Source organism: ANME-2 cluster archaeon, assembly GCA_019429385.1.
GTDB lineage: Archaea > Halobacteriota > Methanosarcinia > Methanosarcinales > Methanocomedenaceae > Methanocomedens_B.
The window spans coordinates 1-25,550 of sequence record JAHYIS010000001.1; the positions used below are offsets into that span (position 1 = coordinate 1).

Consider the following 25,550-nt stretch of genomic DNA (forward strand, 5'->3'; position numbering starts at 1 on the left):
CAAGAGCTAGGCCATAGAGAGCATTGCTCTTCACCCGATAAATTGTTCCATCCGGAAGATGCCGCACCAGAAGCAGATTTCCTTGAATGTTAGTACCTTTCTTATTGTACTTCATGGTGTATCCAAAGTTCGTTTTCTCACCAGTCTCAGGCCACAGGAAATGACCTCCACCAGTTGTGAAACCTAAGCTTGGATCGTAGATCACTAGCACGTCTTCGCCCGAACCAGTGTAGTAGCCTCCGTCTACAGTGACCTGCACGGAGTATGTATTGACCTCTACTTCATCGAATTCACAGGTAATTATTTTGGTAGCATCGTATTCTGTTCCGTCCACATTCCCTGTGCATGTTGATATTGGACTTACACTTGGGCCAGGGCCAACTGGCACAAGACTCATTGAGACTTCTGAGAAGCTGATATCACCTGGGAGTGGAGTCTGAAGAACATCTAAAATGTTATCTGGCAGGGCTTCGGTTACATCTACTTTTAGAGAGAAAGCCCCGGAAATCCCTCCCGGAGAAGCAACTTGAATTGCAACTGAATTTTCACTATTCAAGGCACATGCAGCGTCTTCAGGCTCAACAATGATAGTAGTATATTCTTCACTATTGTCCACTTCATCTGTTACTATGAACGTGAGTTCATAGTTGCCAGCATCGACCTGTGCCTGTCCCTCCAGTATCCAGGTACATGTCACAGAAGCACCATCAATTTCACAACTCTCTGGGTTTTGACTCAGATCAGCAGGAAGGTTTGGTTGTGAAGATCCTCCATCCTTTGTCCAACTCGTTGAAAGTGAAAGGGACGATGAGTCAATGTCAGTTACTGAAACCGTGATGGGAGTTATTCCATCGCTATACTGCACGGTTTGCGAATCTATATCAACGGAGATAACTGGCGGATCATTTACCGGATTAATATCGATGGTTACCAAAGCAGAATCGCATTCTCCATCTATATCGCAGATCTCATAGGTGAAGCTGTCAATACCGAAATAATTCTCGTTTGGATTATAGGCAATAGTGCCATCACCATTATTCACTAAAGTACCCTGTGAAGGATCGGAAATAACTGTAGTGGTGGAAGGATCGAGATTACCATCCACATCATTGTCATTATCTGCCACGTCGATTGTGATCCCTGTATCCTCATCAGTATTAGAAGTGTCATCTTCTGCAACTGGTGGTTGATTTGCTGATGGTATCCTGGTTAATCCAACATGCAGATCAAATACTGGCGGAGGTATGCTGACAACTATACTATCTGCAGGATAATATCCATCCGATTCAACATGCACACGATAAGATCCTTCCAAAACGTCCCATTGATACATTCCATCCACACCTGTAATTTGTGGATTTGTATCAGGCTGCATTATTGCATTCGGGAGAACATTTGTCGGCACATTTACCCAGTCACCCGCACCATCAGACCATTGCAACCAAACCGTTGCACCAGCTATACGATCTCCTGTAATGATGTCATAGATATATCCTGCTGGATCGATGTAGATATTAAAGCTAACAGTTGATTGACTACAGCCATAAATTGTATAAGTTATTGTAGCTGTGCCATGTCTTGGATAAAATGGTGCTGCAGTGTATGTCCACTCGGTTGGACCTCCTGTCATGCTTCCTGTAATGTCAGAACCACCGTCATTTATGTGAATCCTTATATCTACACCAGTTGCAGTATCACAACTGTTATATGAATACGTTATTGGATTTTGCCAGTAAACTGAAGGTGTAGTTCCACCGTTGTTAGGTTCAACACTTACATCAGGTGGAAGAGTTGAACCTGTTACTCTTGTCTGAGCATTTGCATCATTATCGTCGTACCTGACTTCAAGAGTCGAAGTATCTATTCTTGCATTGTTTTGAATAACAGTTTCAACAGCTGTATTATCATCAATTCTAACTGTCACTGTCCTATAATCGTGACCAAGTGGGGCAACAGTTCCAATATTCCAAATAACTTTCCTAGTGATTGGATCATAGGTGCCTCCATTTGATGCTGAAATAAACTCTAACTCTTCTGGTAATGTGTCTTCAAGCACAACGTTTTGAGCTTGTGTATCACCGAAGTTATGATAGTACAAATTATACGTCATTGAACTACCATGATCCTTACTTGCCGGAGCCTGTTTGGAGAGATACATGTTGGTACCTGCAAATTGCGGGTACTTAAACTGGATTGCAAGACCAGGATTAATTACACGTTCGTTGTATGAATATTGTAGTCCCTGTCCATTAGCGCTTTCAATACCAACAGTAGCGGAGGCACCGTTATCCCAACTATTAACTTCGAAATTAACATCTTGGTACTGGAATATTATATTATTGGTACCTTCATAGAGGATTGCTTCAAAAGTTATTCCAGATGGCGAACTAGAGTAATGATAATTATCATTCCACTGAACAACAAATTTTCTATTTGGAGCTTCACCAATAGTCTGATAATAAATTGCATCTGCTCCTATCCAATCCCAGGTAACAATATCATCCCAGAATGGTGCTATGAAGTTATGAGGACTACTGCTTCCGATAGGTTGATTCGTCCATTGACTTGTCCCGCCACTTGCAAGGGTTAAACCGTTATTGGTTATGCTGAGCTGACTGTAGTCAGTGCCATAATAATTAAAGAAGAAACCTACCGGGATGTTATTAACATAGCAGTCATCACAATTTGTAATTATCTTTGTACCTGTTGATGCTATATCTATCCAATCGTAATTGGGACCGCCAACTGAGTTACTGTCTTTGTAGATGTAGCCGAAGTGATCGGGACCACCTGTGCGACCACCGATTCGAACTTCAAAGTCTGGACTGGTTTCAGCATTTCCTCCGGCACTGATCCAGGGTCCTGTCGCATCGTTTGAATCCCTTGCTCTCGCTTGCCAGTGGTACTGCCCGTCAGCCAGACCTGTACAGGTTGCAGAGGCTCGGCTTCCAGAAGCTACTGCAGGATCTGATATGCATGTAGGAGTGTCAGTGAAAGCTGTTCCAAGAGGTCTAACTTCTACCTCTAGTTGGACATCGTCATTATCAGGATCAGAAACCACACCATCAAATAAAACCGTGTTTTCATCTGTGATTCCACCAAGAGGTATTTCAGTTGCGCCCACGGAGTCCCACTGAATAAGAGAAGTAGGCTGATTAGGAGGATTATTAGTGACTATGAAGTCTGGATCACTTTCCAGATTTTCACCTGCACTGACCCAGGGTCCTGTGGCACCATAAACATCTTTTACTCTTGCCTGCCAGTGGTATTGTCCTGTAGGTAAGTCCGAACATGTCACATAGGCCGTGTTTACAGGAACTACTGCTGGACCTGAGATGCAACTGGGATTATTTTCGAAAGCTGTTCCAACAGCTTTTATTTCAACTTCCAACTGAAGATCAGGTTCAATTACACCAACGGTTGAACGAGAACCAATACCCAAACTGTCAACCGATGCCTTCAAAACAACATTTCTTTCGTTTGTTATTCCGCCAAATGGAATTTCCGTTATACCATCAGAATTGAATTGTTCAAAGAACCATGGTTCTTCAGGAGAATAGCTAATAAAGTCCATTCCATGTCCTTTGAATACATTAGATATTATTTCGCCATTAAGGGTTCCGTCATGTATGTTCTCGTTATCATCATCCACTAAAAGCATGTAGTAATGCATCTGTTCAAATGAAACTGGTTGTGAAAAAATCAAAGTTTCAAATATTAATCGATCAGTTATGTCATGACTCAATTCTTGGCGAATGTCCCAGAGGGTACTGGAAAGTATTTTTGAATTCTCATATTTATCACCAGTATCATTCCAAAGTTCCATATCAAAGTGTTCTGATAAATCTCTTGATGTACCTCCCATTCGAGAATCGCCATCGTCATTAATCCCTTCATTCATGCTTACGGCAAAATAATCTGCAATCGCCTCTCCTAATGCCGCTTCATTAGGATCACTAATGCGTAGGGTATCATGATAGATATTATTAATTACAGCATGGGTATATTCGTGAAATATTATATCACTCATCCTAGCATATTCACCAGCTTGAAGATGAATTGTTTGGCTACCAAATGTTACTCCACCTTGATATCCACTACCTAAATTATCTAAAATACTTATTTCTACAGGTATCATCTCATATCCGAAAGAATTGAAATATTTATGTGCTACAGTTGCATGATAAAATACATTTATTGCATCTCCTGCGTCCCAATCTATATCATATGTAAATTCGCCACGTTGATCCCCATAATTATGGTCAATTTCAGGGCCAGCAACTACGTTAATATGCTCACCCATCAAGTTAGCGAATAAATACACTTCAGCTTCAGGATCTAAAAATGAATCATATCCACTTGTTTCAACCCAACCTGTATCATAATGACCTTGACTATTCGTTTGTACACGTTTCATTAAATCATTTTTACTCTCTAGATCCCAATCCATTATAGATACATACATATCACTGATAGGGCGCGATTCAGGAGTATCAGTTGGACTTTTAAGCCAAATATCGCCAGTTACATCTCCAGTTATTTTTATTTGTTCAGCCATTCCTATATCTACAGCTGTAATTATGAATATGACTGCAATCATTGCCAGCATCCATTGTCTCATCCCACATTTCATAAACTCACCTCCATCTGCTCACTCATAAAAACCGCGCCGCCATCCACACTCAGTACCGCCGCGCCCGCTGTTCTTGTACAACCACATTCCTGCAACATCAGCGGCAGAGGGCGAGTTATACTACCCCCTGTGTTTTTTGTAAAAATATCCATAATGCATTTACGCCTTGCGGGAATAACGTTTACGTTATAATTCTGTTTGCTTTTCATTTATGTTTCCTCCTATTGGTTCTATTTCTCATGCCACATATTCCATAAATCCTTTCGATGTGTACGAAACAGGTTTCCCATCTATGCATCCATTGACCACGTAGGTCCCGGTCATTTCCCATATTACCAGATATTTGTTAACTCCAATCCATATTGGAAGCGGGGTGACGTCTTCGGTACTAAAGCTAATAACCATGCTGTTCTCACCATCACTGGCAGTGAGGACTGTTACCCATGGGAATGAATTGTTCTGGAGTATAGGTATTTGAGGTAGTATGGTCATATATTCGTGCTGGATCTGTATCTCCCCATCCTCGAATCCCGCAATTATCTTTTTATTCTTCCATATATTCAGGACCGCCCCTCTTGATTTGTTATGTCCATTGTTGGTAACGTTCCCAAAGCAAAATGCATATTTACCCACATCATTTCCATCCAGGTGGTTCCTGCTCTCGCTCGCCTGTCCCCAGTCCCATCCGATATCGTCCTGCCACAGCCAGTAGCCCCAATTATGATCATGGTAACCTCTTGTGTTTTCCAGAGTGTATGTCTGTTCCAGCTCCGTTCCTTTCCTGATGGTAAGTGTACCATCTACCTTCATCTTAGGTGAGGCAACCAGCCAGTTGATCACCCGGTCCTGTCCATACTGTTCATAAGGTGCAACAAAAAGCGGGGCCGGCTCGGTAAATGGTTTGAACAGGGCATCAAAAACCGTCTGGCGATCAGCAGATTCGACATGTACATGGTATCCTTCATCTGTCAGCGTGACCGTACTGCTGTTGATTCGAAGATCGGGCATTTCATTTGAATATTCCGCCAGCAACATTGGGTAGGGATCTACGGTCATATTTGAACCACCCGGTGTGGAATAGCTTAATACAACAACAGCTGTTCCGTTTAAAGGATTGTATAGATCATATATATTCCCGCATAATCTCAATGTAGTCATGAATGAAAGGTCCTGTTCTTCATCGATCACATTGAAGTAGTGCCATTCGTTATACATCATGATTCCCGGATCATCGGCCGCCGGCGGGTGGAAGGAATCGATCTCTGTCAGTTCATTGATCAAGCTGCCCTGTCCCTTTGCATAAACTGCATTCGAAGCCGCTGAGAACAGCAGCAATGCAGCAACGATTGTAATAATTATTGATCTTGTCCGCATAACCTACACCTCATCTGTTATTTTATTCAGTAAACACATTCTGTTAGTGATTGCCTTCTGTTGGACCGCACTGCCATCCACCCACAGCGCCGCTGCGCCCGCCGCTGCCGTACAAACGCCAGCCTTCAGCATCGACATCCAGCGGTGAATTATGCTATTCTCGCTTCTTTTTACATTTTTTGCAGGAATATACTTGACATTACCACCCTGCTTATTTTTCATCTTGCAATCCACCCATGGAATTCCAATTATGAAATTGAGTAAATACCGAAATCACCCTGATGATTTTGTTCAAGATATTTTCTGGATATTTGGTTATTCATCAAAAATCATGACTTATTAATCTTTTGATGTTTCTTTAATATTTTTATACAAATATATTCATAATTTTATATACCCGCGATAAGCGACCAATAACAAAGGAAGGCACAATCACAAAAATATGCCCAAAGGTTCTCATGTTGGAAAAAAAAGCACTTGATTCAAGGAAAATCTGTATCCACTTCAAATCTAAGGATAATTTGAAAATTATTAGACCGGATTAACAGGATCGACAAAATGAGTCACTTGCGATATTTCAGCAAATGCTAGAAGATGGTTTCTGGCTTGCCCCGAACACAGCAGTAGAGTTCGAAAAGACATTGTTCGAATTGTGAAAACTCGTAACGTTATTCCCCCAATTATCACAGGCGCCACAAAAGACAATATCAACAATATTGCATTCGAAATTGTTTCACATTAATCCTTTTTCCTCAACCGCCCCACCACAGCCTCAACCTGCTCCACTGCGGTCCCGATATACCCCTCCGGGTCCATAATCCCCTCGATCTCATCAGCACTGATATATTCAGTAACCTCAGGCTTTGACACCAGTACATCCTTCATATGTTTCCCTGATTCATGGGCCTCCATGGCACTGCTCCTCACTATCTCGTGGGCCTCCTGCCTGCCTACACCACGCTTGGCCAGCTCTATCATCACTGCCTCACCCATGTTGAGCCCCTTCATAAGGTTGAGGTTCCGCCTGATGTTCTCCGGATAGAACCGCAGATTGGTAATAATCCCCTCTGCCAGTTTCAGGATATGGTCGGTGAGCACGCAGGTTTCCGGGAAAATGATGCGCTCGCTGGAACTGTTGGTCAGGTCCCGCTCATCCCACAGGGTGTTGTTCAACAACTCAGGTTCGACCATGGCCCGGACTATCCGTGCCAGTCCACACACCTGCTCGCTTTTGATGGGATTGCGCTTGTGAGGCATGGTGGACGACCCCACCTGCTTCTTGCCAAAACTCTCCTCAACCTCGGCTATCTCGCTGCGCTGCAATGTGCGCAGCTCCACGCATATCTTATCCAGCGTGGTAACAGTATTTGCCATCCACATCACGAACTCTGCATGCCGGTCCCGCTGTATTATCTGGGTGGATACCTCAACGCTGCCCAGCCCCAGGTATTCCATGGTACGGCGCTGTATCTCGATACCATCCTTTCCGAAAGCAGCCTGGGTACCCACTGCCCCGGTCATCTGGCCCACGGTCGCGCGGGGTGTGAGTTCGTCCAGCCGTGTGAGGTGCCGGTCCATCTCGCTGGCCCATACCGCAAACCTCAGGCCGTACGTTGTGGGTACACCGATCTGGCCGTGGGTCCGGCCCACGCAGACCGTATGTTTGTGCTCATCGGCCCGGTTGACCAGAGCATCCCTGACCGCTATTGTTTTGCTGCGTAGCAGTTGTATACTGTCCCGTATCTGAAGGGCAAGCTGGGTATCAAGCATATCATTTGACGTGGCACCGAAATGCACCCATTTTCCCTCATCATTGCATTGCTCTGACAATGCCAGCACCACAGCCATCATATCATGGTGGATCTCATCCTCGATCTCGTTCACCCTTTCCAGCTTTACATTTTCCTTCGCTGCCAAAATCTCCAGGGCCGCGTCTTTGGGGATCATACCCACATCGGCTTCGGCCTTTGCGAGGGCTGCCTCTGCCTGGAGCAATTTCCTCAGTTTAGACTCTTCACTCCATACCTGCTTCATCTCAGCAGTACCGTAGCGGAATTCAATCGGATGTATTGCCATATCACTTCACCTGTGACTGGATAATGGAGTTAATAAACTTAAATGCCACCAGTATGATTAGGTTTATAAGGTACTATATCCAATGTTACTGTAGGCTTTGAAAAATATTACGGATTTACTGTTCATTACAATAAAGTTGGGAAACTATGAGGTCAATCGAAAAAACAATTGTCTTATTTTTAATCCTGATAGTGTTTGCACAATCAGCGACCTGTGAAAATCCACCGACATCACCTGCCCAGTTAAAGCTTACGGACAATATTGCATATGAATACGATGCAGCATGGAGTCCTGATGATTCCTCCATTATTTACGGAATGGATGGTATGTACGGCAGTGAGCTATGGATACTGAATACCGACACATTAGATAAGAGACTTTTATTGCAGAGCACTGACTGGGTGGGCGAGCCGGACTGGGGTGAAAACGGTATACTATACACTTCGCAGTATTCATTCAAGCGGGACAGGCATCTTGACATCTGGATATATGATATGAATGAAAATTGGTCCCGCCAGCTGAGCACCAACAAGACCGACCAGAAGAATCCCAGCTGGAATAATGACGGCACGAAAATACTCTATCTGGGTCGAGTGAACTATGATTACGAGATATGGACCATGAACCCGGATACATCAAATAATTCCCGGCTGACCTTTTTCCAGACTATCGTGAAGACACCGGCATGGAGCCCTGATAATAAAAGAATAGCCTACTCATCCGATGGTGATATCTGGATCATGGATTCGGATGCCACAAATATAATTCAGCTGACCAATGACGAGTTTGAACAAAAGGACCCCACCTGGAGCCCTGAAGGGAACTGGATAGCATATGCAACTGATGAGCAGGGCGACTTTGATATCTGGGTGATGAGACCTGACGGGACTGATAAATCTATTCTCATCAATGAATCAAGGGACCAGACCGATCCTGACTGGAGCCATGATGGTAACAAGCTGTTATACACATCCTACCAGGACCTGAATAAGGACATCTGGGCTGCAGCCATATACATTGAACCTAAACCCACACCGACACCTACACTGTTGCCAACCCAGATAATAGTGGATGTGGATACAAAGAAAAATCTGTCCACGATGACCATCGTTGCTGCAGTGATTGGGATCCTTGTAGTGCTGATCTTTATTCGTAAGATTATCAAAGGCAGGAACTAAAAAAAAGGAATTCAATCCATCATCATGTGTGAAATGCTCTTACCTGCCTCTTGAATTTCTGATCTGCTAAGGTGGATCTCATGGTCATTTACCTGAATGACCAGGTCTTCCCCGCCTGTTGTTCCAAGCTGTTTACACGGAATACCCGAGAGCATGTCTATCACCCTGTGCGGCTGTGAAGTAGTAATAAGAATTCTGGCAAGTGACTCGGAAAAGAGGATATCGTCAGCCTGGGGCAATATCCCCGATACATCCACCTGTGCACCCGCCTGACCCACCATTTCACACAGGGCAATTGCCAGTCCGCCATGGGATATGTCATGAGCCGATGTCACAAGACCTGACTCGATGACACGTATCAAAGTATTGACCGTTCTTTCCAGTTCTTCAGGAACCGAAGGAGGCATACCTTTCTCCTTTTCACCCAGCATCGCATAGTATTCACTGGCGCCCAGTTCGTCCTTTGTGTCGCCGACCAGTATCACTGCATCACCGGACTGCCGGAACGTACTTCCGGGAATCTGCCCCAGGTCTTCCACCCAACCCACCATACCAATACTGGGTGTCGGTGCTATGGCAGTATCAAACTCGTCACTTTCATTGTAGAAAGACACATTTCCGCCCACCACCGGTATTCCCAGCGTCCTGGCCGCATCGCCAATACCCAGGGCCGCCTGCCGGAACTGTTCGAAAATTTCAGGGCGCTCGGGATTGCCGAAGTTCAGGCAATCCACCAGTGCCAGCGGGCGGGCGCCAACAGTGGCAAGGTTCATGACATTCTCGATGACTGCACCTGCACCGCCGCTATACGGGTCGACCTCAACATGGGCCGGGTTGCAGCCGCATGAGAGGGCAAGTCCTTTTTTGTCATCGATGATCCGAAGCACACCCGCATCATGACCCGGCTTGACCAGGGTGCGTACCTGTACTTCATGGTCATACTGGCGGTATACCCATTCCTTGGATGCAATATTAGGTCTTGCAAGTAACCTGAGGATGATACCTTTCAGGTCTTTGGGTACTGGTGGTTTGCGGGTATCCGGCTGCCTCCGCACGGACCGGGATTCAACATGAGATGAGGGAGCACCCCCGCACAGGAACAGAATGGGGATATCTGCCACCACTTCACCCTTATACTCTACAAGGTACCGGGTCTCCCGGGTGAACTCGCCGATAAGGTTAGCTTTCAGGTCATACTTCTCTGCTATTGCCAGTACAGCATCCACATTACCGGGTTCCACTTCCAGAACCATGCGTTCCTGTGACTCTGAGATCAGTATTTCAAATGGTGTAAGGGTATCGTCCCTGAGATGCACGTTATCAGCGATGATATGGATGCCCAGTTCACCTTTGGCCGCCATCTCACTGCTGGCGCCTGCCAGTCCGGCTGCACCAAGGTCACGGCATGCCAGTACCAGTCCCTTATCCACGGCTTCAAGAGTGGCCTCCATGACCAGTTTCTCTGTGAACGGGTCGCCTATCTGTACGCTGTGCCGCTCCTGGGATTCAGATTCCTCGCTCAGGTCCCTTGACGCGAACGATGCACCGCCCAGACCATCCCGTCCCGTGGACGAACCCAGAAGTACTACCTTATTACCGGCTTTCTGTGCTGTGGCAGTTACCACCTTATCCTCGCGGGCCAGTCCCACACACACCACATTGACCAGGGGATTGCCGCTGAAACTCTCATGGAAATACGCTTCTCCCCTGACCACCGGTACACCGATACAGTTCCCGTAACCGGCAATGCCCATGATCACGTGTTCGAAGAGGTAGCGGTTCTTTTCATTATCCAGCGGCCCGAAATAGAGGGGGTCCATAAGGGCTATGGGCCGGGCGCCCATTGAGATGACATCACGCACGATACCGCCGACACCTGTGGCTGCGCCGTTGTACGGGTCCACATAGGAAGGATGGTTATGGCTCTCCATACCTATGGCCAGCACCCAGCCGTCCTCAAGGCGCACGATAGCAGCATCGTCCCCGGGACCGATGATGACCCGCTCACCTGTAGTGGGAAAGGTCTTCAGCACAGCTGCACTGGAGCGGTATGAACAGTGTTCGCTCCACAGGTTTAAAAAACATCCCTGTTCGACGTATGTGGGTTCTCTTCCAAGCGTTTCTGTTATTATCTTCAGATCTTTTTCAGGCAGCATATCGGGATTTCCTTTTCGTTTACATCATCCTTTTTTCTGATGGACCAGCTTCATCACATCGTGCCGGGTGACCACACCCACCACTTTACCATGTTCCACCACCAGCACGGCATGGCTCTGTTCAAGCAGGTGGGAGATGGTGATTACCACCGCATCTTTTGAGACTGTGGGAAATGAGCCGGACATAATCTCCTTTACCTGCATATTGGACAATTTTTCAGTATTCCTCTCTGTCATGGAATGCACAACCCGGTCAGAAGAAATACTGCCCACAGGCACACCGTTCTCAATAACAGGCACCTGGGAAAAACCTTCCTTCTCCATAATATCCACAGCCTCTTCAACTGAAGAGTCAGGATGAGTATGTATCACTGGTGTGTGCATGAGGTCTACAGCCAGGACTCTCTCTTTTTGTGTGCCTTCAAATGCATTATATATTTTATTCAACGTGGATAACCTGGGGTCTACATCACCGGCTTCTATACGTGCAATAAGGGGCTGGCTCACACCAGCAAGTCTGGCCAGTTCATTCTGGGTAAGATTGAGGCTTATCCTCTGTTTCTTAAGATCTTCTGGTGTAGGGAGGAGCATGGTCGATGTACCTTTTTAATTATACTGTGACTTGATTACTCAGAGTAATATCATCCATTTGATATTAAATTTTTCTAAGTATTCCAGGTGCAGGATTATTTTACTTCAGTGATTGTCCTCATCCCGGGACATTCCAATAACCTCATACTTATCTCCGCCATACAGTATGATAGCCTTCTCAATACCAATAAGTATCATCTGGATGCTGTTTTCTCCAGATTCCAGTTCAGCCACCCGGTCAAAGGTCTTACGGGTCAGGTCCATCTCTGCCGATTCATCGCCAGATGCCACTCCCTGGTCGTAGGCCTCAAAAAAAGCCTCTCTTGAAAAGCCTACAATATTTTCAACATAATTGAACATGGTGATGCATAATGGTTCTACGTATTCTGACCATCGTTCGCTTTGAACTCCTGGAATGCTTCATACATATATCGGTCCAGTTTTTCCACCCGTTCAGGGTCAGATGATTCAATCTTACCGTCAGTATCAACCACGGTAACAGTGATGCCGAACCTCTCGGCAGCTGAGGTATCGGCCTGGGACAACAATCCGGCTGCGATAGCCTTATCTTCTTCGGTAAAGTAGTCCAGGTTCAGGCCCATCAGCTGCTTCAACCCTACTGCTTCCTGCAACTTGGGTGTGAAAGAGTGTATGACTTCAACACGCCCATCAAGGCATCCCTTATAGGCCTGGTACATAGAACGGTTCTGCCTGTACCCTACATAAACCTCAAGTAACGTGACACCTATCATGGAATTTTCTTTTTTCCCTACCACAAGGTCACTGATGATCTTCTGTGTCCCATCCTTTGCATGCAGCACCAGGAATCCGGATTCTTTACCTTCTTCGTTGGATATTTCCACCATCTTGAGCAGGCACTGTCCCAATGTCATATCCCTGGTTGGTATTAAACGGTCGAAATCCTCTACCGTCCTTGAGAACTGCCCGTCATCGTATTTACCCACGCCTTCTCGGCCGATAATATCCAGTACCTTTGCACCCTGGATACCGAACAGGTTGGATTTGATGCCGTATTGTTTCTCCTTTCGCAGCAATTCCTCGAGCCGCTCGGAAGCGTCCATATGGCGCTCCAGCCGCCGCCTCACCAGGATATCCTCATCAGCGATCACCTCAAGGTTCCTGGGCACTACGCCAATCGGGGCTAATAACTGCTCCATATCAGTGTTTAACTTTTCCTCACCGAGTTCCATCAGGTCAAATACCGATTCGATAATGTACGTGAGCTTGTCCAGCATTGTCACGTCAACATATACCGGCTCGTCCCCGTCAAAGATAGGAAGTTTGCGGTGTTCCACGATCTCCTGCTCCATCCTGTCCAGCAAATCGCGCCGGATCATTATGACCGGCTGCGCTGCCCGTGCCCTTCCTTCATAGATGGCACCCACGTTCTCATCTGCCATCATAATGCTCAGGCTGGTCTTTCCACCACCCTGGGGGCCTGTGAGATACAGGAAAGGATGCTCTGAAAGTTCCTTTTTCAATATCTCGATTGATTCTTCCTTTGTATGTTTTGATGTGTCGAGTATTTCCACGGGAATGACCTCCCGGAATTATATCTTAGCAGTAGAATATTCCAGTTCTTAACAGTTACGCGTGTGTATATAAAAAGAAAGGCTGTGCCGGATGGCACAGCATAATGTATGGTATTTAATAATCCATATCCATATCTGGCATACCACCGGGTGGCATTCCGCCTGGCGGCATACCCGCAGACCTCGTGGATGCAATTACATCATCTATCCTCAATATCATGGTGGCTGCTTCGGTTGCAGAGTTCAGTGCCTGGGTCTTGACCCGCAGGGGTTCGACGACACCTTCGTTCCACATATCAATTACTTCACCGGTAAATACGTTCAGACCTGCTGCTTTAATACCACGCTCGTGCTGGCTGCGCATTTCCACCAGTTTGTCGATGGGGTCCAGACCGGCATTCTCTGCCAGGGTGCGGGGTACGATTTCCAGTGCTTCGGCAAAGGCATTGACAGCGAGCTGTTCCCTGCCCTTGAGAGTGGCTGCATATTCTTTGAGGCGCAGGGCAAGTTCCACTTCCGGAGAGCCTCCACCGGCTAACAGTTCCCCGTCCTCGATGACCACACCTACTACACGCGTTGCATCTTCAAATGCGGTCTCAACACTTTTCACCACGTGCTCGGTACCACCGCGCAGTATCACAGATACGGCTTTTGGATTATTGCACTTTGTGATAAAAGTGGTGGGTTCTCCGCCTACTTTTCGCTCTTCCACCAGACCGGCAAAGCCAAGGTCTGATTCAGATATTTCTTTCATGTTATTGACAACGGTCCCGCCTGTAGCCCGTGCCATCTTCTCCATATCGCTCTTCAAAAAGCGGCGTATGGAGAAAATACCGGCTTTGGCCAGGTAATGCTGTGCCATATCATCGATACCTTTCTGGCAGAACAGCACATTTGCACCGCTGGCAACTATGAGGTTCACCTTGTCCCTGAGCATTTTTTCTTCCTGGTCCAGGAACAGCTGTAACTGGTCAGGAGAAGTGATATTGATCTCGGCGTCGACTTCGGTCTTCGAGAGTTCGACCGCACTGTTGAGCAGCAGTATCTTTGCATTCTCAACCTGCCTGGGCATATTATCATGAACCCTGCCTTTATCCACTATCATCCCTTCGATGAGTTCCGAATCCTCAACACTGGCTCCAACCTTGGTTTGCAGTTTGATATCATCACGGTCAACGGTCTTCTTGCCGTTTGTGGTCTCGACCACGGAGCGCACTGCTGCTACTGCTAGTGCTGCAAGTTTATCTTTTGCGCTTTCTGCACCCTTGCCTGTGATGGCTGTACCTGCTATTTTCAACAACATGTCCTCATCGTCCTCTGATACCTTATGGACCATTCCGGCAAGTATCTCTTTGGCCCTCTCTGAAGCCATCCTGTACCCTGATGCGATAATGGTCGGGTGGATATTCTGGTTGAGCATTTCCTCTGCTTTTTTGAGCAGTTCACCTGTCAGAATTGTAGCTGTGGTGGTACCGTCGCCGACCTCATCATCCTGGGTCTTTGCAACCTCTACCAGCATCTTGGCTGCCGGATGCTCGATATCCATTTCTTTCAATATCTGGGCACCGTCGTTTGTAATGACGATATCGCCCATCGAGTCTACCAGCATCTTATCCATTCCCTTGGGACCCAGGGTTGTGCGAACCGCATTGGCCACTGCCCTTGCTGCCATGATATTACTGTTCTGTGCTTCCTTGCCCCGAGAGCGCTGCGCCCCTTCCCGCAGAATGTATATTGGCTGTCCTCCTAACTGTCCTGCCATACCTATTGTTCCTCCTATTGCTAATGATTATTATTAAATCGATTCGGTTTTACATGTTTGTACTTCTATATGAATTTTGCGGGCAAACAGACAATAAATAATTCTTTAGGCCGGTTGAAATAAATACTCAAATTACTCGTTCTCTCCAGTAAAAAATGTTAACTAACTTGATGACAAACACGTAAACCATGCAGGAGATTCATGTATTGGCACATTGCCTGTTAAACCCGTCTGTCCGGTTGAAAGGCTTAAAACCACTAAAGTACCCCCACCCTACAGATAATATCATCCAGCTTCCCTGTCCGGAGTTTATCTTTATGGGACCCAAACGCTGGGAAATAACGAAAGAACAACTTGATATCCCTCACTACCGGCGGTTCTGCCGTCAGATAATCAAGCCTGTGGCTGATACCATCGAGATGCTCTATCGATTGGGGCATTCTTTTACCCTGGTAGGAGTGCCTGGCAGTCCATCGTGCGGAGCCCAGACCACAAGTACAGGAATGGAAGGCGGGCGAGTGCATGAAGCAGAGCATACACATATTCAGGGCAGCGGTATTTTTTTTGAAGAGGTAGTCTGTGAACTGGGAGAGAGGGGGATAAAATTTAATACGATGGATTTAAATATTACCAATTGAATAATATTGGAGTAAAGATGGCCGAATCGGTGTTAAAAACAGTTGTTATTTATACATTCGTTCTGGTAACAGCCCTGGCTATTGCCACCGCGTTCATTTTCATACCTGCCTATGTCCACCATGTTGAAAGCCATGTACCAGGCGGGTTTGACAGCCTGTACCTTTCAAAATATTCACCTTACAGCACCATTGTGGTGGAAGTAGACTACCAGCCGGGTATGGAACCAGACCCAAAAGCCATGGCTGCATTGCAGGAAAAATTGGAACTGTATTCCCAAAAGCAGGTAGTGATATACCTGAACCAGGAGATCGGATACGATGAAGTCCCTATCCTCATCTCAGGGAATGACCTTTTTGATTTGACCAATAACCTGAAGCAGGCACACCGTGATTACCGGACAGGATGGCTGGGAGGAAATATCACCCTCTATATCATGTATCTGGATACCGTGTGGCAGCCCGATAATTCAGAATATTCCAGTAACATGCCGGCATACCAGTACATGACCAACACCAGGGTGTACTCGGCAGGTGTGACATATGCTGCTGATTCTATGATCATATTCAGGGATGCTCTTACCCAGGAAGATACGGAAACCACCATACTGCTGCATGAACTGGGGCATATATGGGGACTTGACCATTCCAACGTGTCAGGTGATGTAATGAACTCAGAGTTCAATGTTTATAATAGTGTACCGCTAAACCATGAATCTGGCATTAACCAGTTCCCTACAAATTACTCTTCAGGGGATACATTGAGACTTACCCGCCTGCATGAAAGTCTCCATATCCTTCCTTTCTTTTAAACCTGCAAATGGTCAGGGATGTCCATGTTATTGAAAGGAATCCCGGATTCAGGATACCATGACTCCAGGAAGGTTAGCATGTGGTATTTCATGAACACGGGTACGGGTACTGATACCAGCAGGGCAAATATGATCATTACTATAAATGCCACTATTCCGAACGGGACCATCACTACCCAGAACATGGCATCGTCTGCACCCAATCCTGCTCCCGACGTTAAAAGCAGGTACAAGCCAAGGCCAAGCACGGCAAATATCCCTAATAGAACTAATAACAGTATCAATGCAATGATGAACAAAATGATGCCAGCTACTAATCTGATGAAGAACCTCACAAACCAGTAGACTAGTATCTGTCCCCAGTCGGACTTGAACCTGCCAAACACGGCCCTGAACGCCGCAATGATACCCATGTTCTGGTACATTGCCAGGGGTATTGACAGGTTAATGAATGACTGGATTATCCCGCTTATAATGAAAAGTATGAACAGGACACCCAGGAACATGAGAATGCCCCCGAAAAACATTCCAACATCTAAATTTTCAATAGTATCGAGCGAGTTCAGTACCGGTAATAGTACCGGCAGCATAGCAGCTATGACGAGCAGTAAAAATATGAGTCCAAGCACGAACCTGATGATGAACAAATGAAAACCCTGGCGCAGGTATTTTCGGGAATATTCCCAGAATGCTACCGTGCCTGTCACAAGTGAATTCACAAATACGAATTCCATGACATTGGAGATGTATGAAAAAAGCAGGATCAATCCCACGAAAAAGAATACACCCAGCAGGATGAACAATAAATACTCTTGCAGGAACTGGCTGGCCGTTTCGTCAAAGCCCTGGAGTTCCTGTAACCAGCCCGGTTCTTCACCACCGTATTGCCGAGACGGATTGCTAAAGTTTGGGCCGCCTCCTCCACTGCCACCCAGCAGGAGGATGATAATTCCAAGTTTTATCCATTTCCAGAAACTTAAAGGTTCGAACAGGGTGATTTTGGTCCTTTGCAGTGCACCGTCCACTGCGTCTATACTAAACCAGCTCATAATAAATAATACATATATATCTATTAATTGTTTACTTTTTACGTTGAAATCTGGTTAATGTAACGATAATAAGTGATTTACCAGATATGGTATCAAAATGTTTATGCTCATACCTGCTGAATCTTATTCCAGGGTTAGTATCTCATTCCTCTTAAGAAGGAGATTTAGTATCCAGGGGGTTCAGCTAGATGAAAGTAACCATGACCTTTATTGCACCTGAAAAATTAGAAAGGCTTAATGAAATACAGCGTGCAAAATATGAATTTGAACATCTGGAAAAGCCATCTCACGAAAAACCAAAACGGAAATGATCAATCTTTTAATGGTCTGGGTTGTTTGTCTTCAGGTAGGACCGCCAGAGCCATAGTATTTACCAGTATTGGTGATTCTATCTCTTTTGCCCGCTCGATGAGAATAGACTTACCCTTTTCAGTTAACCCGAACAGGGGAATGGCAGTACCTACCTGTATGAGCGGTCTTACCAGTTCTCTCACGTTCCCTGAAGCGCAACCCGTGACCACATCCACCAATGATACCAGTTTTTTGGTCTCCTCCCGCCCTATTCCAGTCAGGTGGGCTGCCATCAATATCGCGTCTGCCCCCACCTCATCTTCCATGGCCCGCAACCGGGATGCAGATACCACATCCACCACAGAAACGGCAATCTTCCTGTGGCCCTGCCCGGCAGCTAACAGGAATCCGGCAACCTGGTCGATCCTGGCGGTTTCGGGGTCCAGTACCTGCCCCCCCATCCGGTGTATAGCAGCTATCACTTCCGGAATTGGTTCGGTCTCGACCAGCCCGGATATCTGGGCGCTCATACCTTGCACCAGGTCGGGAGCGGACGTGACCACGGTACCTGCCCCGTCACATACCGTTACCGTGGAATCGATACAACCTCTGCGCAGCGCGGTCATCAGTATCTCTGAGATGCCAAAACTGGCGAACACGCCCAGGTCAAGCCTGCGCTGCGGGGTGAACATGCCGAATTCCCGGATGCGCTGCTCCATATTATGCCTGGCCGTTTCGGTTGTAATATCTTCAATCCCCGAGACTTTGTTCCAGAGGGGACACCACTTGACCTGGGGCTCGCCCACTTCCACTACTTTGCCGTCCTTGACCACTACTCTTGTCTTACCCAGTATCTCCATGATGTGCGGCATGTTATTCCTCCTTGATGTAACCTAAGAATTCCACCAGGTCGTCGGCTTTTTGAGGTGAGATGTCCCTGCGTATCTTATCCAGCAGTATTTCCAGATATTCATCTGCAAGACAGGTCAGGCACTCTTCTCCCAGGAAGATAAGGTCTGTGAGGTATGAAAGTTCAGGACCTGACAATCTGTCAAGTCTTTGACAAAACTCGCTGGCAGAGCTGCTGAAGTGCTTGCTGATGGGGGATAATAATGAGCGATACCCGGGTTTGGAAATATCCGTATCCAGTTCCGGTACCATCTTTACCAGGAGCTCCAGGTCCCTGGAGGACAGGATTCGTGCCATAGTAGTACTCTTTTGGAGCAGAGCTGATATAATTGATTTGGTTGGGGGTGGGTAAAATACTTACCTCTTATTCACCACTAATGCAGTAGTAACATACCACAAAGGAATCCCTGATATGACCGATACATACTCAAAGAAGGTTGCTGTGGAACAGTTCGGCAGGCGGTCGAATGCCTATGCAGCCTGCGGTACCCTGATGGACCAGGCTGACCTTGACACAGTGGTGGAACTGCTGGACCTTAAGGGAACTGAGACTGTGCTGGACGTGGCTACAGGCACGGGTTACCTGGCAATGGCCCTGTCGCCCCACGTGAATAAGGTCATAGGTATTGATATCACACCCAGGATGCTGGAGCTGGCTGTGCAGGCCACCAGGGAGAGAGGGTTGGAGAATATCGATAATATGGTGGGGGATGTAGAGCACCTGCCTTTTTGTGGGCCCCGGTTCGATGTTGTGTCGGCCAGGTTCTCATTCCATCATTTCCCGGAGCCACGGGAATCATTGTTAGAAATGACCAGGGTATTGCGAACGGGTGGCAGGCTGGTTATTGAGGATATGGTCTCGTCTGAGGATGCCATGAAAAGTGAGTACCAGAATACCATGGAGAACCTGAGGGACCCTTCACATATCAGGCATTACCGTGCATCTGAACTTGAGCAGATGATGCAGGATGCGGGGCTGGAGGTTGTGGGCAGGGCCGGAGAGGGTTCGGTTTTTGACCTTGACCACTGGCTCGGGATGGCTGACCCACCAGCCGGAAATGTGGAGAGGATACGGGAAATGATGAGGGATTCGATGCAGGGGGACCTGTCAGGGTTGAATGTGAGGATTGAGGAGGGACGGGTGGTGTTTACCTATGCTACGGGGATAGTGGTGGGGATGAAATACCAATCAGTTTGAACTGTCAAGGATAATTGAGGCTTCACGTATGAATCAGGTAAACCAAACCGCAACACTGGGTGGAGGATGTTTCTGGTGCCTGGAGGCCATCTTCGATAACCTGCGAGGGGTCGAGAAGGTTATATCAGGTTACTCCGGAGGCAGTGTGCCCGCTCCTTCCTATCGCGAAGTATGCACCGGGAACACCGGCCACGCAGAGGTCATCCAGATAACATTTGACCCCCGGACCATCTCCTTCAAGGAACTCCTCGAGGTCTTCTTCACCGTCCATGACCCCACAACATTCAATCGCCAGGGTCCTGATGCAGGTACACAGTATCGTTCGGTGATATTCTATCACACGTCGGAACAACATGAGGTTGCCAGAGAGGCAATAGCTGAATTCGAGGCAAAAAAAATCTGGGACAGACCCATAGTAACCGAGATCACCCCCTTTGAAGCATTCTACCCGGCAGAGGAGGAACATCAAAAATACTTTATGCGTAACCCTGGGAACCAGTATTGCAGTTTGGTGATTGCGCCAAAGGTGGCTAAGTTCAGGAAGTACTCTCTATCCAGACTTAAGACATGAGGTTCCCTACTATAATAAGGTGGAAGATATGGATGAATATATTCTTGTTGAACGTCTGGCAACTGTCGAGGAATATCAAAGGTTACGCGAATCAGCAGGGTGGATCTGCCAGGACTCCAGATCAACGGAGATTGGCTTGCACAACTCTCTTTTTTCTGTTTGTGTTACGTACAGGGACAAAGTCATTGGGCATGGAAGAGTAGTAGGTGATGGAGGTATTTACTTCTCTATCCAGGATGTTATCGTTCTGCCTGAGTTCCAGGGAAAAGGGATAGGAAAGCGGATCATGAATGCTATCATGGACTATTTGAAAACAAACGCCCGTCACAATGCCTTTATCGGTCTGATGGCAGCAAAGGGAGTTTCAGAATTCTATGAACAATTTGAATTCAAAAAACGACCTGACGATAGTCCGGGGATGTTAAAGATAGGGGAATAGCCGAAGGGGAGAGTCGAACCGGCATTTACTTTTCAGTAGAATATCCAAGCTTATTCCAGCCTGCCATTCCGCCATCCAGATTATATATGTGTTTGAACCCTGCCTGCATCAGTATCTGGGCTGCAGTATGGGAACGTCCACCTGAACGGCACACGGTCACGATCTCTTTATCTTTATCCTCTTCCAGTTCAGAAAGACGTTTTGCAAGGCTTCCAATAGGAATATGTGTTATTCCTGGTAAATGGCCCAGTTCGGCAGAAAGTTCTTTCTCTTCCCTTACATCAAGGAGGAGGGGAGCATTCCCTGCGTCCAATCTCCATTTGAGCTCTGCGGCCGGGAGCCCGGCAACCTGGATGTCATTGACCCCATGCTCAAGGGTACCTTTTACTTCACAGGCAGGTACATCTACGGGGACCCAGGCAGCTTTTGGGTCGCGAGCACATGCATAATTCGCACTCAGGACATCTTTCATCCATTCAGCCGAACCGAGTTTCAGGTCTTCAAGATATTTTACGAATTCCTGCTTCGACCTGGGTTGGAGATGAGGATTCGTGATCTTCTGGTTTCCCAGACTCGAAGGCGGGCGATCTCTGTAATCATGTGCAGGATAGACGATGAGATGGTCAGGAAGTTCCATAATACGCTTCAGGCTTTCCCAGTGCGCCCCGGGGTCCCCGCCGGGAAGGTCATCGCGTCCCGCCCCGCCATCATCCAGGAAAAGGGTGTCACCTGTCATGATACGGTCCGGTAGTATCAGGCATAGGGAATCTACCGTATGGCCAGGGGTATGCATTACTTTAACAGGAAGACCATCAATATGCCATTCAAAGCTATCGGTGACACGCAGACCGACGCAATGGGCCGGTGCACGGGGATGCATCACATATTCACAGTCGGTGAGGTCTTTCAGGGCAGAACAACCCGAAATATGGTCGGCGTGGGTATGTGTATCAATAACATAGGTGAGCCTGAATTTCTCTTTCCTGAGCAGCTCGAGGTATTCTTCCAGATGTTCCAGTACGGGGTCGATAAGGACCACGTTGTCCGAGTCTTTCGGGCCTATAAGATATGTTTTGCATGAATGCGGGTTCAACTGACGAAAAATCATATTCTCCTCCCCTTTATGGTCAGGAACGTCCTGACATATAATTAGATTTCTTCAAACCTGGGTATTTCCGGTTTTCGTATTCCCACATTCTATTTTATTCTATTTTTAATAAAGCTATTGCATTGAAGTAGGTATCTTTGTGAATTTTAAGGTTTCAGGATGTTGTTTTTCCACCTGCCATCCTGGTGGAGAGATATTATTATGTGCTGGTAAAAATAACGAATACATGCGATCTATGAAACTCATTATTCTATCAGATACCCATATTAAATCCGGGCAGTCGCTGATCGAGCTCCTTCCGGACGAACTGGTCATCATTATCAAAAACAGTGATATCATTATCCATGCAGGGGATTTTGAGTCGCTGGAATGTTATCATGAACTCTCAGGTCTGGGAAGTCTTGTGGCAGTCCATGGAGATACCGATGTACCGGAATTGATGGAACTCCTTCCCGAGAGAGTGACAATAGAGGTGGAAGGTGTCAACATAGGGATTGTCCACAAAGGACAATTGACTTCAGACCATGTGGACGGGCTAAGTTATCTGGCAAAGGAGATGGATGTGGATGTCCTGGTATTCGGACATTTCCACCACCCGATCATTGAACAGACCGATGTGTTGCTGCTCTCACCAGGTAGTGCGATCGTCCCGGGAATTTCTGAACCAAGTGCTATACAACTTGAAATATTTGGAAAACAGGTCAAAGGCAGGGTAATTAGATGTACCGGGGATGTATGCAGTTATTTTGAATACTCGAAACATTGACGCATTTTTCCCCCGGTCATTGCCATAAATCGTAGTGGTAATATTATCTGTGATACTGGCGGTTTACGTCATCGACCCAGGACCCGATGTCCGAAGGTATCAGGATAGTGCATGAGTTTTCAAGATCGCTTATGTGTTGTTGTTGCTTCCAATGGTAAGACAGAGCAAGGAACTGGTATAATGAAATACTATGAGCTATGGATATCCTGTTTTTCGGTTAAAGTAGGTATGACCTTACAACAGTTCCGGTGCCAGCAAGACGATATTGCCGATTACCTTTCCGCTTTCAAACAGTTCATTGGCTTTTGCGGCTCCCAGAATGGGAAACTTCTTCGCAATGATGGGTTTGATTTTACCTTCTTCCAGCAGCTTGAAGAGTTCCTGCCAATCTTCCTTGAGCAGGTTACTATCAACTCTATGAGTTCCATATCCCTTTATTGCCTTTCTATTCGGCAGCAAATAGAACACAATAAGCTTGGCGATAAGAAGAAAAAAGCGCGACAAACTCTGCGGTCCACCATAATGCACGAACGCGCCGCCACGCTGCAACACATTTAATCCGCGCTCGATGTATTCCTCACCCATCCCATTGAAGACGAAATCAAGGCCATTGGGTTCCGATTGCCGGATTACTTCTACAAAATCCCGTGTATGGTAATCGATCAGTGTCGCCCCGTATTCAGCCAGTACATTGTGTTTGTCTGGGGAGGCCAGTCCATACATTTTGAGAGAGGCTAGCTTGCCAAGTTGCAGGAAAGCAGTTCCAACACCACCGCTCGCGCCTATAATAAGTACCTTATCGCCTGACTTAACTTTTGCCAAACGATGGAGCACCTGGTAAGCGACCACATAGTTCAGGATGAGCAGTACAGCTTCTGCGGGATCAAGGTCTGCAGGAACGAGAACAGGTTTTTCTGCATCCAAAAAAATGAATTCGGCATAGCCCCCGAGGTTCGTCAGGGCTGCTATGCGGTCACCCACGTTGAAATTCGTGACTCCTTTGCCGGTGGCATCCACCACACCAAGGATGCTGTAACCCGGTACAAACGGTATACGAGGCAGGAAGGGCCGGTTGCCAACACGGGCCGCGATGTCGTCCTGACATACAGGAGTGGCCAGGATTTTGATACGCACTTCGTTGGCTGATGGTGCACGCAGGTCATTTTCGATGATCCTGAGGACATCTGGTGAGCCTCTGCCGGTTGCGATAACGCTTTTATATACATCACATCTTTTTACAATGTCTAAAGTTACCGTTTCTGAAGTTATTGTATCCTCTCCTATTTCACCTCTGTCTGGTCAGTCAATCTGGATTCTGGGTGCATGTGACTATAAACGTGAGGGCCACTGCAGTAAAAGCACTGCAACCAGTATCGCGAAGTTGATCAGAATGCCAACCCCTCCTTTATCATCCCACTTTTGCCAATTTCCATCCTAGAAAAAAATAAAGATAATGGTAGATAAAACAGCCGAACCCACGACGACCGGGCTCCCCCAGGTCTGGCCTGTGAGCAGTCCGATACCTCCAGCCACGAAACCGATGGCAGTCAATACGCAGGAAGTGCTCGCCAGCATTCTTGTTGTTTCATCTCCGAGATGTTTTGAGAAAGCCCGCGAGCCATCAGGCCAGACCATCCCTGGTTGAAGCTCAAAGAGTCTCCGGCTCTGTCCGACGTAAAACAAATGAACCCGGCCATGCACTACGATAAATACGCCAAATATCAATCCCAGCATGGGATTATACCTCCCTCTCCTTGTTGATATCCGAAATTCTGGTCTATTATACCATCTAAAAATTGGAGTATAAATAAACTCTGTTTCCCCATATTTTATATTTCTTCGTGCCCCGATTTTAGAACCACAAGTGGTATTCTAAATTGAGCTTTTCAAAGGATGCATATAATCTTCATCCCGCAGTCAATGACCCCGAATAGAATTCGGAGGGCATCAACGACAATGCTCGATGGTTTGCTTTTCTTATGGTTTGTTGGATTTTAGCATGCACATCGAGGCGCAGGTTTACTGCAAAAATGTTTCTTAAATAAACTCTATAAGTTCTTTTGTCGTGTATATTTTTACAATGTTCTGTAGCTGAAATCCTTTATCTTCGCTCCATATCCCGTCAACCTTAGTTTTCAACGCAAGTGCCAGGAAGGGTGTATCATCTGGATCGATATCTTTCATGATATCCTTAGCTTGTCCATAGTAATCAGAATATTCGTCTTTTGGATAGATTGTGATTCGTGAAAATAATGTATCCATAACATACTGGATATCCTTAGATGTGAGTTTTGACTTCTTTTTTATAATATCGGAATGATTTGAGATTTCAGTAAGACTGTATTCAGGTGTTATAAATTCGATATTTGAATTTATTAAAATATATCGCCGGGTGGAGTTAGATATGAGGGAGGATATAATAATATTGGTATCTATTACCAGTCTCATT

The 25,550-nt window shown here is 46.5% G+C and carries 24 protein-coding genes; 7 read left to right on the plus strand and 17 right to left on the minus strand.

Translation table 11 applies throughout. The features are described 5' to 3' along the window. From K0A89_00005 to purB, 5 genes are all read right to left on the minus strand, one after another. On the minus strand, window positions 1-4,633 hold a 4,633-nt coding region (locus K0A89_00005), incomplete at its 3' end, for a cadherin-like domain-containing protein (protein MBW6516875.1). Further along, a complete protein-coding gene (locus K0A89_00010) occupies window positions 4,630-4,842 on the minus strand; it encodes a hypothetical protein (protein ID MBW6516876.1) in 213 nt (70 codons plus the stop codon). The genes K0A89_00005 and K0A89_00010, both read right to left, overlap by 4 nt. Window positions 4,843-4,870: 28 nt before the next feature. Next, on the minus strand, window positions 4,871-6,007 hold the full coding sequence (locus tag K0A89_00015; protein ID MBW6516877.1) for a hypothetical protein: 1,137 nt from the start codon (window positions 6,005-6,007) through the stop codon (window positions 4,871-4,873). Between the two features lie 3 nt (window positions 6,008-6,010). After that, window positions 6,011-6,229 (minus strand): hypothetical protein, encoded by a 219-nt coding sequence (locus tag K0A89_00020; protein ID MBW6516878.1) that lies wholly within the window; start codon window positions 6,227-6,229, stop codon window positions 6,011-6,013. A gap of 516 nt (window positions 6,230-6,745) precedes the next feature. Continuing rightward, complete coding sequence (purB, locus tag K0A89_00025) at window positions 6,746-8,083, minus strand: adenylosuccinate lyase (protein ID MBW6516879.1); 1,338 nt, start codon at window positions 8,081-8,083, stop codon at window positions 6,746-6,748. A gap of 146 nt (window positions 8,084-8,229) precedes the next feature. On the opposite strand from purB, the gene K0A89_00030 reads away from it, so the two are divergent. Beyond that, window positions 8,230-9,261 (plus strand): DPP IV N-terminal domain-containing protein, encoded by a 1,032-nt coding sequence (locus tag K0A89_00030; protein ID MBW6516880.1) that lies wholly within the window; start codon window positions 8,230-8,232, stop codon window positions 9,259-9,261. A gap of 11 nt (window positions 9,262-9,272) precedes the next feature. On the opposite strand, the gene purL is transcribed toward K0A89_00030, so the two are convergent. The 5 genes from purL to K0A89_00055 form a co-directional block, all read right to left on the minus strand. After that, window positions 9,273-11,417: a phosphoribosylformylglycinamidine synthase subunit PurL gene (gene purL, locus K0A89_00035; GenBank protein MBW6516881.1), complete on the minus strand. Its 2,145-nt coding sequence runs from the start codon at window positions 11,415-11,417 to the stop codon at window positions 9,273-9,275. 24 nt (window positions 11,418-11,441) lie between these two features. Beyond that, entirely contained in the window at window positions 11,442-12,008 is a 567-nt protein-coding gene (locus K0A89_00040; GenBank protein MBW6516882.1) for a CBS domain-containing protein, read from the minus strand. A gap of 105 nt (window positions 12,009-12,113) precedes the next feature. Next, complete coding sequence (locus K0A89_00045; protein MBW6516883.1) at window positions 12,114-12,368, minus strand: hypothetical protein; 255 nt, start codon at window positions 12,366-12,368, stop codon at window positions 12,114-12,116. Window positions 12,369-12,385: 17 nt separating this feature from the next. Further along, entirely contained in the window at window positions 12,386-13,561 is a 1,176-nt protein-coding gene (locus K0A89_00050) for a hypothetical protein (GenBank protein ID MBW6516884.1), read from the minus strand. 115 nt (window positions 13,562-13,676) lie between these two features. Next, on the minus strand, window positions 13,677-15,323 hold the full coding sequence (locus K0A89_00055; GenBank protein MBW6516885.1) for a TCP-1/cpn60 chaperonin family protein: 1,647 nt from the start codon (window positions 15,321-15,323) through the stop codon (window positions 13,677-13,679). Between the two features lie 188 nt (window positions 15,324-15,511). On the opposite strand from K0A89_00055, the gene K0A89_00060 reads away from it, so the two are divergent. Then, a complete protein-coding gene (locus K0A89_00060; GenBank protein ID MBW6516886.1) occupies window positions 15,512-15,961 on the plus strand; it encodes a hypothetical protein in 450 nt (149 codons plus the stop codon). Then, complete coding sequence (locus K0A89_00065; GenBank protein MBW6516887.1) at window positions 15,958-16,770, plus strand: matrixin family metalloprotease; 813 nt, start codon at window positions 15,958-15,960, stop codon at window positions 16,768-16,770. Before K0A89_00060 ends, K0A89_00065 begins: the two co-directional genes overlap by 4 nt. On the opposite strand, the gene K0A89_00070 is transcribed toward K0A89_00065, so the two are convergent. The 3 genes from K0A89_00070 to K0A89_00080 form a co-directional block, all read right to left on the minus strand. After that, on the minus strand, window positions 16,767-17,819 hold the full coding sequence (locus tag K0A89_00070) for a hypothetical protein (protein MBW6516888.1): 1,053 nt from the start codon (window positions 17,817-17,819) through the stop codon (window positions 16,767-16,769). The two genes, K0A89_00065 and K0A89_00070, sit on opposite strands and share 4 nt — an antisense overlap. A 311-nt stretch (window positions 17,820-18,130) precedes the next feature. Next, window positions 18,131-18,982 (minus strand): DUF2099 family protein, encoded by an 852-nt coding sequence (locus K0A89_00075; protein ID MBW6516889.1) that lies wholly within the window; start codon window positions 18,980-18,982, stop codon window positions 18,131-18,133. A 1-nt stretch (window position 18,983) separates the two neighbouring features. Next, a complete protein-coding gene (locus K0A89_00080) occupies window positions 18,984-19,316 on the minus strand; it encodes a hypothetical protein (protein ID MBW6516890.1) in 333 nt (110 codons plus the stop codon). A 115-nt stretch (window positions 19,317-19,431) separates the two neighbouring features. Between K0A89_00080 and K0A89_00085 the strand changes: the two genes are divergently transcribed. Genes K0A89_00085 through K0A89_00095 form a run of 3 tightly spaced genes read left to right on the plus strand, consistent with a single transcriptional unit; the run spans window position 19,432 to window position 21,227 of the window. After that, window positions 19,432-20,217 (plus strand): methyltransferase domain-containing protein, encoded by a 786-nt coding sequence (locus K0A89_00085; protein MBW6516891.1) that lies wholly within the window; start codon window positions 19,432-19,434, stop codon window positions 20,215-20,217. Window positions 20,218-20,245: 28 nt separating this feature from the next. Beyond that, window positions 20,246-20,788 carry a peptide-methionine (S)-S-oxide reductase MsrA gene (msrA, locus tag K0A89_00090; GenBank protein ID MBW6516892.1) on the plus strand — a complete coding sequence of 181 codons (543 nt, stop codon included), beginning with the start codon at window positions 20,246-20,248 and terminating at the stop codon, window positions 20,786-20,788. A gap of 28 nt (window positions 20,789-20,816) precedes the next feature. After that, window positions 20,817-21,227, plus strand: coding sequence for a GNAT family N-acetyltransferase (locus tag K0A89_00095; GenBank protein MBW6516893.1), 411 nt, complete (start codon window positions 20,817-20,819; stop codon window positions 21,225-21,227). A gap of 25 nt (window positions 21,228-21,252) precedes the next feature. On the opposite strand, the gene K0A89_00100 is transcribed toward K0A89_00095, so the two are convergent. Next, window positions 21,253-22,335, minus strand: coding sequence for an MBL fold metallo-hydrolase (locus K0A89_00100; protein ID MBW6516894.1), 1,083 nt, complete (start codon window positions 22,333-22,335; stop codon window positions 21,253-21,255). A 226-nt stretch (window positions 22,336-22,561) separates the two neighbouring features. Between K0A89_00100 and K0A89_00105 the strand changes: the two genes are divergently transcribed. After that, a complete protein-coding gene (locus tag K0A89_00105; protein MBW6516895.1) occupies window positions 22,562-23,101 on the plus strand; it encodes a YfcE family phosphodiesterase in 540 nt (179 codons plus the stop codon). 234 nt (window positions 23,102-23,335) lie between these two features. Here the strand turns inward: K0A89_00105 and K0A89_00110 are convergent, their stop codons facing one another. From K0A89_00110 to K0A89_00120, 3 genes are all read right to left on the minus strand, one after another. Continuing rightward, the gene (locus K0A89_00110) at window positions 23,336-24,235 is read right to left on the minus strand and encodes a medium chain dehydrogenase/reductase family protein (GenBank protein MBW6516896.1); all 900 of its coding nucleotides are present in this window, start codon (window positions 24,233-24,235) and stop codon (window positions 23,336-23,338) included. 300 nt (window positions 24,236-24,535) lie between these two features. Next, window positions 24,536-24,835, minus strand: a complete 300-nt coding sequence (locus K0A89_00115; GenBank protein ID MBW6516897.1) for a hypothetical protein — start codon at window positions 24,833-24,835, stop codon at window positions 24,536-24,538. 303 nt (window positions 24,836-25,138) lie between these two features. After that, window positions 25,139-25,549 (minus strand): putative toxin-antitoxin system toxin component, PIN family, encoded by a 411-nt coding sequence (locus K0A89_00120; GenBank protein MBW6516898.1) that lies wholly within the window; start codon window positions 25,547-25,549, stop codon window positions 25,139-25,141. Between the last annotated feature and the right edge of the window lies 1 nt (window position 25,550).

What these genes read in the sequence shown, in the direction of transcription:
- K0A89_00010 (MBW6516876.1), bottom strand. Translation starts at nt 4,842, where the DNA reads ATGAAAAGCAAACAGAATTATAACGTAAACGTTATTCCCGCAAGGCGT.
- K0A89_00015 (MBW6516877.1), bottom strand. Translation starts at nt 6,007, where the DNA reads ATGCGGACAAGATCAATAATTATTACAATCGTTGCTGCATTGCTGCTG.
- K0A89_00020 (MBW6516878.1), bottom strand. Translation starts at nt 6,229, where the DNA reads ATGAAAAATAAGCAGGGTGGTAATGTCAAGTATATTCCTGCAAAAAAT.
- purB (MBW6516879.1), bottom strand. Translation starts at nt 8,083, where the DNA reads ATGGCAATACATCCGATTGAATTCCGCTACGGTACTGCTGAGATGAAG.
- K0A89_00030 (MBW6516880.1), top strand. Translation starts at nt 8,230, where the DNA reads ATGAGGTCAATCGAAAAAACAATTGTCTTATTTTTAATCCTGATAGTG.
- purL (MBW6516881.1), bottom strand. Translation starts at nt 11,417, where the DNA reads ATGCTGCCTGAAAAAGATCTGAAGATAATAACAGAAACGCTTGGAAGA.
- K0A89_00040 (MBW6516882.1), bottom strand. Translation starts at nt 12,008, where the DNA reads ATGCTCCTCCCTACACCAGAAGATCTTAAGAAACAGAGGATAAGCCTC.
- K0A89_00045 (MBW6516883.1), bottom strand. Translation starts at nt 12,368, where the DNA reads ATGTTCAATTATGTTGAAAATATTGTAGGCTTTTCAAGAGAGGCTTTT.
- K0A89_00055 (MBW6516885.1), bottom strand. Translation starts at nt 15,323, where the DNA reads ATGGCAGGACAGTTAGGAGGACAGCCAATATACATTCTGCGGGAAGGG.
- K0A89_00060 (MBW6516886.1), top strand. Translation starts at nt 15,512, where the DNA reads ATGCAGGAGATTCATGTATTGGCACATTGCCTGTTAAACCCGTCTGTC.
- K0A89_00070 (MBW6516888.1), bottom strand. Translation starts at nt 17,819, where the DNA reads ATGAGCTGGTTTAGTATAGACGCAGTGGACGGTGCACTGCAAAGGACC.
- K0A89_00075 (MBW6516889.1), bottom strand. Translation starts at nt 18,982, where the DNA reads ATGCCGCACATCATGGAGATACTGGGTAAGACAAGAGTAGTGGTCAAG.
- K0A89_00080 (MBW6516890.1), bottom strand. Translation starts at nt 19,316, where the DNA reads ATGGCACGAATCCTGTCCTCCAGGGACCTGGAGCTCCTGGTAAAGATG.
- K0A89_00085 (MBW6516891.1), top strand. Translation starts at nt 19,432, where the DNA reads ATGACCGATACATACTCAAAGAAGGTTGCTGTGGAACAGTTCGGCAGG.
- msrA (MBW6516892.1), top strand. Translation starts at nt 20,246, where the DNA reads ATGAATCAGGTAAACCAAACCGCAACACTGGGTGGAGGATGTTTCTGG.
- K0A89_00095 (MBW6516893.1), top strand. Translation starts at nt 20,817, where the DNA reads ATGGATGAATATATTCTTGTTGAACGTCTGGCAACTGTCGAGGAATAT.
- K0A89_00100 (MBW6516894.1), bottom strand. Translation starts at nt 22,335, where the DNA reads ATGATTTTTCGTCAGTTGAACCCGCATTCATGCAAAACATATCTTATA.
- K0A89_00105 (MBW6516895.1), top strand. Translation starts at nt 22,562, where the DNA reads ATGCGATCTATGAAACTCATTATTCTATCAGATACCCATATTAAATCC.
- K0A89_00115 (MBW6516897.1), bottom strand. Translation starts at nt 24,835, where the DNA reads ATGCTGGGATTGATATTTGGCGTATTTATCGTAGTGCATGGCCGGGTT.
- K0A89_00120 (MBW6516898.1), bottom strand. Translation starts at nt 25,549, where the DNA reads ATGAGACTGGTAATAGATACCAATATTATTATATCCTCCCTCATATCT.